Origin of the sequence: Burkholderia sp. AU33803 (genome assembly GCF_002223095.1) — a bacterium.
GTDB lineage: Bacteria > Pseudomonadota > Gammaproteobacteria > Burkholderiales > Burkholderiaceae > Burkholderia.
Window position 1 is genome coordinate 1,584,204 of the sequence record NZ_NKFJ01000004.1, and the last position, 12,682, is coordinate 1,596,885.

General features: G+C 65.5%; 13 protein-coding genes and 1 pseudogene. 4 read left to right on the forward strand and 10 right to left on the reverse strand.

Annotated elements, in window-relative coordinates:
* Positions 1 to 12: 12 nt before the first annotated feature.
* On the forward strand, positions 13 to 909 hold the full coding sequence (locus CFB41_RS09825) for a polysaccharide deacetylase family protein (protein ID WP_089456348.1): 897 nt from the start codon (positions 13 to 15) through the stop codon (positions 907 to 909).
* A gap of 107 nt (positions 910 to 1,016) precedes the next feature.
* Entirely contained in the window at positions 1,017 to 1,478 is a 462-nt protein-coding gene (locus CFB41_RS09830) for a peroxiredoxin (RefSeq protein WP_006756046.1), read from the forward strand.
* Positions 1,479 to 1,670: 192 nt separating this feature from the next.
* Here CFB41_RS09830 and CFB41_RS38560 read toward each other — a convergent pair.
* Positions 1,671 to 1,915: pseudogene (locus CFB41_RS38560) on the reverse strand (hypothetical protein); the annotation flags it as partial.
* Between CFB41_RS38560 and CFB41_RS09840 the strand changes: the two are divergent.
* Positions 1,811 to 3,613 (forward strand): PhoH family protein, encoded by a 1,803-nt coding sequence (locus CFB41_RS09840; RefSeq protein WP_089425590.1) that lies wholly within the window; start codon positions 1,811 to 1,813, stop codon positions 3,611 to 3,613. The pseudogene CFB41_RS38560 and the gene CFB41_RS09840 sit on opposite strands and share 105 nt — an antisense overlap.
* A 236-nt stretch (positions 3,614 to 3,849) precedes the next feature.
* Complete coding sequence (locus tag CFB41_RS09845; RefSeq protein WP_089456349.1) at positions 3,850 to 4,938, forward strand: C40 family peptidase; 1,089 nt, start codon at positions 3,850 to 3,852, stop codon at positions 4,936 to 4,938.
* Between the two features lie 144 nt (positions 4,939 to 5,082).
* Here the strand turns inward: CFB41_RS09845 and CFB41_RS09850 are convergent, their stop codons facing one another.
* The 9 genes from CFB41_RS09850 to CFB41_RS09890 all read right to left on the reverse strand — a co-directional run bounded on the left by CFB41_RS09850 (position 5,083) and on the right by CFB41_RS09890 (position 12,660).
* A complete protein-coding gene (locus CFB41_RS09850) occupies positions 5,083 to 6,093 on the reverse strand; it encodes an inorganic phosphate transporter (RefSeq protein WP_046543500.1) in 1,011 nt (336 codons plus the stop codon).
* Positions 6,094 to 6,103: 10 nt separating this feature from the next.
* Positions 6,104 to 6,730 carry a DUF47 domain-containing protein gene (locus CFB41_RS09855; RefSeq protein ID WP_034188683.1) on the reverse strand — a complete coding sequence of 209 codons (627 nt, stop codon included), beginning with the start codon at positions 6,728 to 6,730 and terminating at the stop codon, positions 6,104 to 6,106.
* A 138-nt stretch (positions 6,731 to 6,868) separates the two neighbouring features.
* A complete protein-coding gene (gene dnaB / locus CFB41_RS09860; protein WP_089440267.1) occupies positions 6,869 to 9,289 on the reverse strand; it encodes a replicative DNA helicase in 2,421 nt (806 codons plus the stop codon).
* Positions 9,290 to 9,429: 140 nt separating this feature from the next.
* Entirely contained in the window at positions 9,430 to 9,882 is a 453-nt protein-coding gene (gene rplI, locus CFB41_RS09865) for a 50S ribosomal protein L9 (protein WP_021156519.1), read from the reverse strand.
* Positions 9,883 to 9,909: 27 nt separating this feature from the next.
* The gene (gene rpsR / locus CFB41_RS09870) at positions 9,910 to 10,185 is read right to left on the reverse strand and encodes a 30S ribosomal protein S18 (RefSeq protein WP_006486248.1); all 276 of its coding nucleotides are present in this window, start codon (positions 10,183 to 10,185) and stop codon (positions 9,910 to 9,912) included.
* 4 nt (positions 10,186 to 10,189) lie between these two features.
* Complete coding sequence (gene priB / locus CFB41_RS09875) at positions 10,190 to 10,489, reverse strand: primosomal replication protein N (RefSeq protein ID WP_011657069.1); 300 nt, start codon at positions 10,487 to 10,489, stop codon at positions 10,190 to 10,192.
* Between the two features lie 40 nt (positions 10,490 to 10,529).
* Positions 10,530 to 10,904 carry a 30S ribosomal protein S6 gene (gene rpsF, locus CFB41_RS09880; RefSeq protein ID WP_006402295.1) on the reverse strand — a complete coding sequence of 125 codons (375 nt, stop codon included), beginning with the start codon at positions 10,902 to 10,904 and terminating at the stop codon, positions 10,530 to 10,532.
* A gap of 240 nt (positions 10,905 to 11,144) precedes the next feature.
* Entirely contained in the window at positions 11,145 to 12,029 is an 885-nt protein-coding gene (locus CFB41_RS09885; RefSeq protein ID WP_089456350.1) for an anti-sigma factor, read from the reverse strand.
* Complete coding sequence (locus tag CFB41_RS09890) at positions 12,019 to 12,660, reverse strand: RNA polymerase sigma factor (protein WP_089456351.1); 642 nt, start codon at positions 12,658 to 12,660, stop codon at positions 12,019 to 12,021. The genes CFB41_RS09885 and CFB41_RS09890 overlap by 11 nt, the downstream gene beginning before the upstream one ends.
* Positions 12,661 to 12,682: the final 22 nt, after the last annotated feature.

A 12,682-nucleotide genomic window follows, 5' to 3' on the forward strand; every position in this document is an offset into this window, starting at 1 on the left:
CGGGACATTCGCTTGGCTCGCATCGTCCTCAAGATCGACGTCGACACGCTGCGCGGCACGCGCGAAGGCGTGCCGAACCTCGCGCGCATCTTCGACCGCTTCAATGCGCGCGCGACCTTCCTCTTCAGCCTCGGGCCCGATCACACGGGCTGGGCGCTGCGGCGCGTGTTCCGCCCCGGCTTCCTGAAGAAAGTGTCGCGCACGTCGGTGGTCGAACACTACGGCGTGAAGCAGCTGATGTACGGCGTGCTGCTGCCGGGCCCCGACATCGGCCGCCGTGCCATCGCCGACATGCGCGCGATCCACGAGGCCGGCTTCGAATGCGGGATCCACACGTGGGATCACGTGTACTGGCAGGACAACGTCCGTGCACGCGATCGCGACTGGACCGCGCGTGAAATGCAGAAGAGTCACGCGCGCTTCATCGAGGTCTTCGGCGCGCCGCCCGTCACGCACGGCGCGGCCGGCTGGCAGATGAACGATTCCGCGTTCGAGCAGATCGACGCATGGGGGATGCGCTACGCCTCCGACGGCCGCGGTCATTCGCCGTACCTGCCCGTCGTCAACGGCCGCACGCTGTCGCACGTGCAGATGCCCACCACGTTACCGACGCTCGACGAAGTGCTCGGCATCGACGGCATCGACACGCACAACGTCGCCGCGCACATCCTCAAGTTCACCGAAACCAATCCGCACGACCAGGTGTTCACGCTGCATGCGGAGCTGGAAGGCCAGAAGCTCGCGCCCGTGTTCGAGCAACTGCTCGCCGGCTGGCGCGCGCAAGGCCACACGTTCGCGACGATGGGCGACTACCACGCGACGCTGGACCGCGACTCGCTGCCATCGTACCCTGTCACGTGGGGCGAAATCCCAGGCCGCTCCGGCGAACTGATCGTCCAGCCCGACTGAGTTCGCACGAGCCGGCGTCGCCGCACCGCCCTTGCGGCGCGCTGCCGCGACGCCCCGCCGTACCGCGCCGCCGCAGCGGCGCCTTTCCATAACAACAGGAGAAACACGTGTCCGTCGAAGTTGACCGTCAAGTTCCCGATTTCACCGCACCGGCCACGGGCGGCGACATTTCGCTGTCCGACCTGAAGGGCAAGAAACTCGTGCTGTACTTCTATCCGAAGGACAACACGCCGGGCTGCACGACCGAAGGGCTGCAGTTCCGCGATCTCTATCCGAAGTTCAAGAAAGCCGGTGCGGAAGTCATCGGCGTGTCGCGCGACAGCCTGCGCTCGCATGACAATTTCAAGGCAAAGCTCGAACTGCCGTTCCCGCTGATTTCCGATGCCGACGAGGCGCTGTGCGCGCTGTTCGATGTCATCAAGATGAAGAAAATGTATGGCAAGGAAGTGCGCGGAATCGAGCGCTCCACGTTCCTGATCGACGCCGACGGCGTGCTTCGCCAGGCATGGCGCGGCATCAAGGTACCGGGTCATGTGGACGACGTGCTAAGTGCTGTACAAGCGCTTTGAGGCGCGTTATATTGGGCCGCAATGAATGCCAGTTCGCCCCATATTTCTCGTAGCTGCGCCGGTGCTCGTTGCGATGCTTGCCGGCACCTGACGCGCATTACGACCGTATCAGCTGAGCCGCATGCCTCTATCGACGGGGCAGCGGCTTTTTTTATGGATTGCGCGCCGGGCCTCGGTCCGGCCCTCACCGCGTCAAGGAGCTGATCGACACTTAGGCGAACCGGCTAGACGAACTTCCTGTGCGCCACCGCGCGCAAACTGCATGCGTCTACGTCACGCAGGATGCGATCAGCGGCGCACGCCATGCGACACGATTCCTCCCGAGGGACACCATGCCTTTGCCTACTCCCCCCAGCAAGCTCGGCAGCCTGCTGCCGCCCGACGAATACAAGGCGAAAGCGCGGCCCGCGAAAGCCGCGAAGAAATCCGCCGAAGGGGACGCATCCACAGCCGGTGACTTTGGTCCGGCGAGCGTGGCCCAACCGATGACCGAAGCCGCGAACACGGCCGCGCCCTTGCGCGCCGTCGCGTCTTCGGCGCAAGATGCCGCGAGCGCACCCGCACGCGGCCGCAAGACCAAACAGACGGCCGCCCTGCTGCAGCCGATGCCGGCGCCCGCCGAACCCGCGGCACCCGTCGTTGCACGCAACGACAAACCGGCTGCCGACAAACCGGCCGCCGCCCCCGCGCGCGATACCGGCGCCGCGACGAAGTCGCGCAGCCGCAAGCCCGCCGAAGCCGAGCTGCAGAAACTGTTCGTGCTCGACACCAACGTGCTGATGCACGATCCGAGCAGCCTCTTCCGCTTCGAGGAACACGACGTCTATCTGCCGATGATGACGCTCGAGGAACTCGACAACCACAAGAAGGGGATGTCCGAAGTCGCGCGCAACGCACGCCAGGTCAGCCGCACGCTCGACGCGCTCGTCGCCGATGCCGGCCCGATCACGGCCGGCATCCCGCTGTCGCGCCTCGGCAGCCGCGAGGCGCTCGGCCGCCTGTACTTCCAGACGAAGCTGGCGGACATCGCGCCCGTCGAAGGCTTGCCCGAAGGCAAGGCCGACAACCAGATCCTCGGCGTCGTGCGCGCGCTGCAGCGCGACCGGCCCGATCGCCAGGTCGTGCTGGTGTCGAAAGACATCAACATGCGGATCAAGGCGCACGCGCTCAGCCTGCCCGCGGAAGACTACTTCAACGACCAGGTGCTCGAGGACAAGGACCTCCTGTACAACGGCGTGCGCGAACTGCCGCAGGACTTCTGGACCAAGCACGCGAAGGGCATGGAGAGCTGGCAGGACACGAAGACGGGCACCACGTACTACCGCGTGACCGGCCCGCTCGTCGCGTCGATGCTCGTCAACGAGTTCGTCTATCTCGAGCCGCAGAATGGCGAGCCGACGTTCCATGCGATCGTCCGCGAGCTGAACGGCAAGACGGCGCTGCTGCAGACGCTGCGCGACTACAGCCACCACAAGAACAACGTGTGGGGCATCACCGCGCGCAACCGCGAGCAGAATTTCGCGCTGAACCTGCTGATGAACCCCGAGATCGACTTCGTCACGCTGCTCGGCCAGGCCGGCACCGGCAAGACGCTCGTCGCGCTCGCGGCCGGCCTCGCGCAGGTGCTCGACGACAAGCGCTACAACGAGATCATCGTGACGCGCGCGACCGTGCCGGTCGGCGAGGACATCGGTTTCCTGCCGGGCACCGAGGAAGAGAAGATGCAACCGTGGATGGGTGCATTCGACGACAACCTCGAAGTGCTGCAGAAGACCGACGACGCGGCCGGAGAATGGGGCCGTGCGGCGACGCAGGAACTGATCCGTTCGCGCCTGAAGGTGAAGAGCATGAACTTCATGCGCGGCCGTACGTTCGTCGACAAGTACCTGATCATCGACGAGGCGCAGAACCTGACGCCGAAGCAGATGAAGACGCTCGTCACGCGCGCCGGCCCGGGCACGAAGATCGTGTGCCTCGGCAACATCGCGCAGATCGACACGCCTTACCTGACCGAAGGCAGCTCGGGCCTCACGTACGTCGTCGACCGCTTCAAGGGCTGGGGCCACAGCGGCCACGTGACGCTCGCGCGCGGTGAACGCTCGCGGCTCGCCGACTACGCGTCGGACATCCTGTAACGCGGCTGGCCGGCCGATCGGCCGGCTGTCGACGCCTCGCGGCGCTCCTCTCAGGAGCGCCGTTTTTATTTGGGGTCGAAGACGTAAGTAACGCTTCGTCACGCAACAACGCAGTTTACGCGCGAAACTTCAAGTAAATTCTCAAGAATGGTTGCTTAAGCCCCGCCGGAGCGTCTACCATCGGGTCTGTCTGTTGTCATACGATTCGCGAGCGCGCCGCGCTTGCCCGCCTTGCCATGCTTCGAATTTGGGTTCCCGTCGCCGTCGTTTCCCTGCTTGCGGCCTGCTCCAGCGTGCCGCCGCAGTCGGCATCGCGCTCCGATTCAGGCATGAGGATCACGACGCCGCGCGCGTTCCCCGCCCCCGCCAATTTCCCGAAGTTCGTCGATCACAGCGTCGGTCAGGAAGAAATCTCGATCCAGGCGATGAGCCTCGTCGGCGTCCCGTATCGCTGGGGCGGCAACACGCCGACGAGCGGCTTCGACTGCAGCGGGCTCGTGCGCTACGTGATCGGCCGGGCGGCCGACGTGAACCTGCCGCGCACGACGGCCGACATGAGCGGCCGCGGCGTGTCGATCGAGCCCGACCAGATCGCGCCGGGCGACCTGATCTTCTTCAATACGACCGGACGGCCGCATTCGCACGTCGGCATTTATGTCGGCAAGCTGCGCTTCGTCAACGCACCGTCGACGGGCGGCACCGTGCGGCTCGACTACCTGACGAACCCGTACTGGGCCAAGCGTTTCGACGGCATTCGCCGCGTCGCGCCGCCGCGCGGGGCGCCGACGCCGTTCGATGCACCGACCTACGAGGCAAAGCGCGACGAGCCGCGCAGCGCGCCAGCGGCCGCACCAGCCGCGGTGGTCGTGACTGCCGCCGCGCCGCGGCCGCCTGCCTATGCCTCGTCGCAAGCGAGAACCGCGCAGGCGCCTGCGCCGGTCATCGCTGCCGCGCCGGTCGTGACGACCGCCGCAGCCGCACCCACGGCCCCGGCCGCCGATCCGTACGAACCGCCGCCACCGCGCAGGCAGGCCGCGCAGCAACAGGCAACGTCAGCGAATGATGGGATGAACGCGATGACGGCCAATGCAGCGCCTGCCGCCCCGGTCGAGTCCGGCACGCAGATTCCCACGACGGCGCTCACGGCCGCCCAGGCCGCCGCATTCGATGCCGAACCGCCGCCTGCCGCTGCGCCGGCATCTCCGCGCAGTATCGAGCCCCCACCTGTGCAGGTATGGCGCGCATCGACGCAATCCGCGCCCGTCAGCCCGCGCACCAGTACGGCAGACGATCCGATCGCGCGGTTTGCGAACGGAAGCTACTGACCGGCCGAACCTCGATAGTCAATCACGTTGGCGGTATCTGCCGCCACCCCGCCCGTTCCGCCGCGAACTCCCCGCTCCAAAAGAAAATGCGCCGCAGCCTTTCGGCTGGCGGCGCATCGGATGTCGATCCGGCTACGTCGGCGATCAGAAGATCTGGTGACCGAGCCACCATCCGCCGGCTGCGAACAACGCGGCCGCAGGCAGCGTCAGCACCCATGCCCACACGATGTTGCCGGCCACGCCCCAGCGCACGGCCGACAGCTTCTGCGTCGCGCCGACGCCGACGATCGCGCCGGTGATCGTATGCGTGGTCGACACCGGAATGCCGAGGAACGACGCAAGGAACAGCGTCATCGCGCCACCGGTTTCCGCACAGAAACCGCCGACCGGCTTGAGCTTCGTGATCTTCTGGCCCATCGTGCGCACGATGCGCCAGCCGCCGAACAGCGTGCCGAGGCCCATCGACAGGTAGCACGCGCCGATTACCCACGCCGGCGGCGCATCGGCGGTCGCCGACGCATAGCCCGACGCGATCAGCAGCATCCAGATGATGCCGATGGTCTTCTGCGCGTCGTTGCCCCCGTGGCCAAGGCTGTACAGCCCGGCCGACAGCAGCTGCAACCGGCGGAAGCGCCGGTCGACCTTGCTGGGCGCGGTACGGAAATACAGCCACGACACGCCGAGCATGAACAGCGAGCCGAGGATGAAGCCGAGCAGCGGCGAGATGAAGATGAACGCGATCGTCTTCAGCAGCCCGTCGATGTTCAGCGAGCTCCAGCCCGACTTGGCGAGCGCCGCGCCGACGAGGCCACCGATCAGCGCGTGCGACGAGCTCGACGGGATCCCGTAGTACCACGTGATCACGTTCCAGCCGATCGCACCGACCAGCGCGCCGAAGATGACGTAGTGGTCGACGATCTCGGGGTCGATCGTGCCTTTACCGACGGTCTGGGCGACCTTCAGGTGGAAGATGAAGTACGCGATCACGTTGAACGCGGCCGCGAACACGACGGCCTGCTGGGGCTTCAGCACCCCGGTCGACACGACGGTGGCGATCGAGTTCGCCGCGTCGTGAAAGCCGTTCATGAAGTCGAATACGAGCGCGACGAGCACGAGTGCCGCGACCATCCATAGGGCGAGTTGTATCGAATGCATCGTGGTCCGCTCAGGCGTTTTCCAGCACGATGCCTTCGATGATGTTCGCGACGTCCTCGCACTTGTCGGTGATCTCTTCGAGCAGCTCGTAGATCGCCTTCAGCTTGATGAGCGTCTTCACGTCGTCTTCCTCGCGGAACAGCTTCGACATGGCCGCGCGCAGCACGCGATCGGCTTCCGACTCCCAGCGGTCGATCTCCTCGCACTGCTTGAGGATCTGTGCCGACTGCTTCATGTCGGACAGCAACCCGACCGCCTGCTGCACGTGCTGGGCCGACTGCGTGACGATGTGCGCGAGCTGGCTCGCTTCCGACGTGACGGAACGTACGTCGTACAGCGACACGGCGGTCGCGACGTCTTCCATCAGGTCGAGGATGTCGTCCATCGTCGTGATCAGCTTGTGGATCTCGTCGCGATCGAGCGGCGTGATGAAGGTCTTGTGCAGCAGATCGATCGCCTCGTGCGTGAGCTTGTCGGCGGCCTTCTCGGCGGTTTGCACGTTTTGCTTGTGAATCTCGGCGTCGGCGAGATTGTCGATCAGCAGTTCGAGCTCGCGGCCACCGGAAACGATGTGCTTCGCGTGCGCGTTGAAGAGTTCAAAGAACTTGCCCTCGGTGGGCATGAATCGACCGAACATGGGATTCCTGAGAGATTGTCAAACTACTGTCACGAAAACGGGCGACATTGTACCGTTTTCGGTCGCGCCGCGACGCGCGCACATGCGCGCGCCGGGATTGGATACAACGTTTGGCGATTTAGGGCTTTACAACCGGCGTTACTCGCCGTAGAACGTCTGTGCCCCTGCAAAGTTGTCGAACTTCGTGTATTGCCCCAGGAACGTGAGCCGAACGGGGCCGATCGGGCCGTTACGCTGCTTGCCGATGATGATTTCGGCCGTGCCCTTGTCGGGGCTGTCCGGGTTGTAGACTTCGTCACGGTAGATGAACAGGATCACGTCCGCGTCCTGTTCGATTGCGCCGGATTCACGCAAATCCGACATCACCGGGCGCTTGTTCGGACGCTGTTCGAGGCCGCGGTTCAGCTGCGACAGCGCGATCACCGGCACGTCGAGTTCCTTCGCGAGGCTCTTCAGCGATCGCGAGATTTCCGAGATTTCGGTCGCGCGGTTCTCGCCCTGCGACGAACCCGACATCAGCTGCAGGTAGTCGACGATGATCAGGCCGAGCTTGCCGCATTGCCGCGCCAGCCGCCGGGCGCGCGAGCGCAATTCCATCGGGTTCAGGCCGCCGGTTTCGTCGATGAAGAGCTGCGCCTCGCTCATCTTCTGCACCGCGTGCGTCAGTTTCGGCCAATCCTCGTCCGTCAGGCGGCCCGTGCGCATCCGGTGCTGGTCGAGCCGGCCGATCGAGCCGAGCATCCGCATCACGAGCTGGGTGCCCGGCATTTCCATCGAGAACACCGCGACCGGCAGCCCGTACTCGACCGCGACGTATTCGCCGATGTTCATCGAGAAGGCGGTGTTGTGCGTCACGACATAGTCGTCGGTCACGTACAAGCGCGACGGATGCGACACCGAAATGCACTGCGTCGCCGTGCGACGCGTCGGCTCGATGCCGACGATCACCGGCATCTTGCGGCGCGAACGCCCGCTCGCCAGCCGCTCGCGCTTACCCTCGAACAGGAAAAGATCCTGAGGATCCGGATGGCTGATCGTGCACACGTACGCCGTCACGCCGGCCACGCGCTGGCCATGCGACGTGAAACTGGTCGCCTTTTCCGAAATCTGGCACCAGGCGCCGAGCGAGCGCGCCAGCTCCTGGACGTCGCGCGCAAGTTGCGGACTCGCGGTCGAGTAACGCACCGTGCCCCAGGATTCGACCCAGCCATCGGTATCGAGCAACCCACGCAACAGATCAAGTCGCGCGTCCTTGCCCGCGTCGAGGTACTCGCGCGGAATGAACTTGTCGTAGCTCGTGCGCCCCCAGACACCAAGCCGCTCGAGCGCCGCCTTCAACGGGTTGACCGTCGGCCGCGATACCGAACCGGCCGGCCGGCGCTTGATTCGCCAGTCGTACCGCCCCGCATGTTCGAGTTCGAGCGTCGCATCGACCCGCGCACGCATCCGCTCCAGCGTCTCCTCGGCCTTGACGCTGAATCGCACCGCCGTACCCCCCATCGAGCCGTCGCCGAGCAAAGCGCCGAGTACCCACGGGTCGACGGGCAGTGCCTCCGTATGCCCGAAATCACCGCTCGCCATGTCGATCCACAAACGGTTGCGATAGCGCTCGCGCGTCAGCAGCGTACGGATTTCCGCCGTGCTCAGGATGCGAGGCTTCGCCCACTCCCGGTAATGGACGCACCACAAATGCTCGTCGCAGCACTCGGCAGAACGACCGTCCGAGAAGCGGACGCGGTACACCTGCCGCTCCCCCTGCGGATAGATGCCGGTCACCGCCGATGGCGCGCCATCGGCCGAAGCCAGCTGATCGCCCACCGCCAGCTCACCCATCCGCTTCCAGCCGGCGAGCGTCCTGACGCGAGCATCGAGCGGCTGCGCCTTACCCATCGACGGGCGCCCTGCGACGATGATCAGTTCGCCGCCGTGCATCCCGGACGTCATCCGGTCGAGGTCGACGAAGCCCGTCGGCGTGCCCGTGACGTCGCTCGGGTTCGCCGTGTGGTACAGCGTATCGATGCGCTCGACGACCTGCGTGAGCAGCGGGCCGATCTCGAGGAAGCCCTGGTTGCCGCGCGCGCCCTCTTCGGCGATCGAGAACACCTTCGATTCGGCCTCGTCGAGCAGCTGGCGGACTTCCTTGCCCTGCGGGTTGAACGCATCGGCCGAGATTTCGTCGGCAACCGACACGAGCCGGCGCAGCACCGCGCGGTCGCGCACGATTTCCGCATAGCGGCGGATGTTCGCCGCGCTCGGCGTGTTCTGTGCGAGCGCGTTCAGGTAGGCCAGCCCGCCGACGTCGTCGGCCTTGCCGGACGTGGTCAGCGCTTCGTACACGGTCACGACGTCGGCCGGGCGCGTCGACGCGATCAGGCGGCCGATGTGCTCGTAAATGATCCGGTGGTCGTAGCGGTAGAAATCGCCCTGCGACAGGAAGTCGGCAATCCGGTCCCAGGCCGCGTTGTCGAGCAACAGGCCGCCGAGCACCGACTGCTCGGCTTCGACCGAATGCGGCGGGACTTTCAGCGATTCGATTTGAGGATCTTGCGGCGCGTTCATGGGTTGGGATTATCGCGAATTACACAGGACGGCGCCATACCGGCCACCGGCGAACGAGCAATAAAAAAAGGCAGGCCCCGGTTGCCCGGGCGCCTGCCCTTGTCCGGACGGCGGAAGCCGCCCGGAAAGCTTGCGTACGCTTACGCGTGGTCGCCGATCACGTTGATCGTGACGTCGACGACGACGTCCGTATGCAGCGCGACCTGGACGTTGTGCTCGCCGATCATCTTCAGCGGGCCTTCCGGCATGCGAACTTGCAGCTTCTCGACTTCGAAACCTGCCTTCTTCAGCAGTTCCGCGACGTCGCCGTTCGTGACCGAGCCGAACAGACGGCCGTCAACGCCCGACTTCTGCGTGATTTCGAACGACTGGCCGTTCAGCTTCTCGCCGACTGCCTGCGATGCTGCCAGCTTTTCAGCGGCGATCTTTTCGAGTTCGGCGCGGCGAACTTCGAATTCGGCGATCGCTTCCTTCGTTGCACGGCGAGCCTTGCGGTTCGGGATCAGGAAGTTGCGAGCGTAACCGTCCTTGACCTTGACGATGTCGCCGAGGTTACCCAGATTGGCGACTTTTTCCAACAGAATGATTTGCATTCGAATTCTCCTTATTGCGTCGCCTGATTACGCCTTGTGCTGATCGGTGTACGGCAGCAGCGCGAGGAAACGCGCACGCTTGATGGCCGTATCCAGCTGACGCTGATAGTGCGCCTTCGTACCCGTCAGACGAGCCGGCGTGATCTTGCCGTTTTCGCCGATGAAGTCCTTCAGCGTTTCCGTGTCCTTGTAGTCGATCTGCTCGACGCCTGCAGCCGTGAAACGGCAGAACTTCTTGCGCTTGAAGAGCGGGTTTTGTTGCTGACGACGCTTGTCGAATTTCTTACCAGTCGGGCGGGGCATGATTTCAGTCCTTTCCAATGTCCTGCAATGCTGTGATGTGAAACACCAAGGTTCTCGCGTTGCGGCTTTTCTTTGCCAGGAAGCCCGTGAACAGCGTTTCGACGCCCATTTCACGGCTTTCCAGCCTGCCGCTCGCCTCACCGGCCGCCACCGCCTCGATCGTCATTTCGACCTGACGGGGAATGCCTGCTTCGACGACTTCCGTGCGGTGATGCAATGTGGCGCTTGCGATCGGAACACCTGCCGGCGTATATCGCACCGGTGCGCGTTCGACGACGCTCGCCGTCAATTGCAACCTGTTCACGTGAGTGACGCGCTCCTTGATGGCTTAATGAATGACGAACTTAAGCCTGCGCTTCGGTCGGCTGAGCTGCAGCCGCCTTCTTGGCTTCTTCGCGCTGAACTTCCTTCATCATCGGCGACGGGCCGGTTTCGGCCTTCTTCATCTTGACGATGAGGTGGCGCAGCACGGCGTCGTTGAACTTGAACGCGTGTTCGAGTTCGTCGAGCGTCGTCTGGTCGCACTCGATGTTCATGCAGACGTAGTGAGCCTTCGCGAGTTTCTCGATCATGTAGGCCAGTTGGCGACGGCCCCAGTCTTCGACGCGGTGGATCTGACCGCCGTGCGACGTGATCGTGGTCTTGTAACGCTCGATCATCGCGGGCACTTGCTCGCTCTGATCGGGGTGCACGATGAATACGATTTCGTAATGACGCATTACACACTCCTTGTGGATTAAAGCCACCCGGGCGTCTGAACCGGTGTGGCAAGTGAGAAGCCGAAGATTCTAACCCGGATACGGGGCGCGTGCAAGGCTAATCGACGACTCGTGCACGGATTCGGCCATGTTTTCAAAGACTTGAAGGGGCGAACCGGGGCAGGCCGGCTGCTCTTGGGCGCATTTCCCGGTCAGGGTCGGAACAGAAGCGCGGCGGGCCGCAGCCCCGCCGAGGTGCCGTCACTCGGTGCGTGTCACGCCGAGTCGCGCATCGAGCGCGGTCCTGAATGCCGCGAGCGCCGACGGTTCGGCGTCGGTCACGGCCCACCAGGTCATGCCGGCCGCCTCCCAGCGGTCGAGCGCGTAGCCTTGCGACACGGTCGTGTACGGCGCTCCCGGCCCCTCGCCGGCCGGCCGCACGTAGACGTCGATCACGTGCTGCCGGTGACGGTAGACGAGCACCGCGACGCGACGCCGCCCGACGTAGTCGAGCCGGCCGCCGACCAGCGCGAAGCCGTCCGCCGCGAGATCCTCGACCGGCGGCGCATAGTCGATCCGGCCGTTGAACCACGGCTTGACCGTGTGCCGGTCGGTCGAGATCACGTCGATGTCGCGCGCCGACAGGTCGGCCCGCACGTGGCTCGACACGAGTTCGTCGACCGTGCGGTCGGTATCGGCATGGCGGGCGGACAACGTCATCCCGCCCGCCGCGGCAAGCGCCACCAGCAGCGCGACGCCCCAGCCGAGGCCGGGCAGCGCGGCCACGCGCGGCCCCATGCCGGCCGACGCCGGGCGTGCTGCTCCGCCTTGATCCGTCAGCCACGAAAACCAGCGGCGGCCACGCGGACGCGCCTGCGGCCTTGACCTCGGTTCGGGCTGCGCCTGCTCGCGCACGGGCGCATCGGCCGCTGCCGGCAGGCTCGAGAGAATGCTGGCCCGCAACGCATCCGGCGCACGATGGTAGTCGGCCTGGCGCACGGCCTGCACCAGCGTGACGATCCGCGCGCGCTCACGACGGCACGCTTCGCACCCTTCGACATGCTGCTGGACCCGCAACGCATCGGGCGCCGACAGCTCGCGGTCGACGTCCGCGTCCAGCAACGCTCGCGCTTCGTTACAGTCCATCGATAGCCTCCGATGCGGTTCCGCCAGCCGGCGTACGGCCGGGCCTGCCTGCGGCCGCCGGTGCCGGCTCGCCGCCCAGCAGCGCGGCGAGCCGGCACCGGCCGCGTGCGAGCCGCGACATCACGGTGCCGACCGGCACGTCCGCGATCGCCGCGATCTCGCGGTAGCTCAGGTCCTCCATCTCGCGCAGCACGAGCACCTCGCGGTATTCGGGTGCCAGCTTCGCGAGCGCTTCGTTCACGAGCCGCACGTTCTCGCCGCGCAGCAGGTGCGCGAGCGGATCGTCGGTCGCGGGTTGCCAGTCGTCGGGCACGTCCGTGTCGTCGAGCGTGTCGGGCAGCGCAACCTCGTGCGCATGCGTGCGGCGCCGCCATTCCGTGTACCAGGTGTGGCGCACGATCGTCAGCAGCCACGGCCGGGCGTTGTCGCCGCGACACGAATCGACGAAGCGCAGTGCGCGCATGCACGCGTCCTGGACGACGTCGTCCGCATCGCCGGCGTTGCCGCTCAGCCAGCGCGCGAGGTTGTACGCGGCGTCGAGATGCGGCAGCACGAGCGCACGAAACCGCTCGCCGCGCGCCACCGCGTCGTCCGCCGACCGCTCTTCGATCGCCTGTCCGGCTTGCCCCACATGGCCTCCCTGGTCCCGGCGG

Excerpts from the sequence above, each read along its gene's own strand:
- CFB41_RS09840 (WP_089425590.1), top strand. The coding sequence starts at position 1,811 with ATGCCTTTGCCTACTCCCCCCAGCAAGCTCGGCAGCCTGCTGCCGCCC.
- CFB41_RS09850 (WP_046543500.1), bottom strand. The coding sequence starts at position 6,093 with ATGCATTCGATACAACTCGCCCTATGGATGGTCGCGGCACTCGTGCTC.
- rpsR (WP_006486248.1), bottom strand. The coding sequence starts at position 10,185 with ATGCCCCGCCCGACTGGTAAGAAATTCGACAAGCGTCGTCAGCAACAA.
- CFB41_RS09855 (WP_034188683.1), bottom strand. The coding sequence starts at position 6,730 with ATGTTCGGTCGATTCATGCCCACCGAGGGCAAGTTCTTTGAACTCTTC.
- dnaB (WP_089440267.1), bottom strand. The coding sequence starts at position 9,289 with ATGAACGCGCCGCAAGATCCTCAAATCGAATCGCTGAAAGTCCCGCCG.
- rplI (WP_021156519.1), bottom strand. The coding sequence starts at position 9,882 with ATGCAAATCATTCTGTTGGAAAAAGTCGCCAATCTGGGTAACCTCGGC.
- rpsF (WP_006402295.1), bottom strand. The coding sequence starts at position 10,904 with ATGCGTCATTACGAAATCGTATTCATCGTGCACCCCGATCAGAGCGAG.
- CFB41_RS09845 (WP_089456349.1), top strand. The coding sequence starts at position 3,850 with ATGCTTCGAATTTGGGTTCCCGTCGCCGTCGTTTCCCTGCTTGCGGCC.
- CFB41_RS09885 (WP_089456350.1), bottom strand. The coding sequence starts at position 12,029 with ATGGACTGTAACGAAGCGCGAGCGTTGCTGGACGCGGACGTCGACCGC.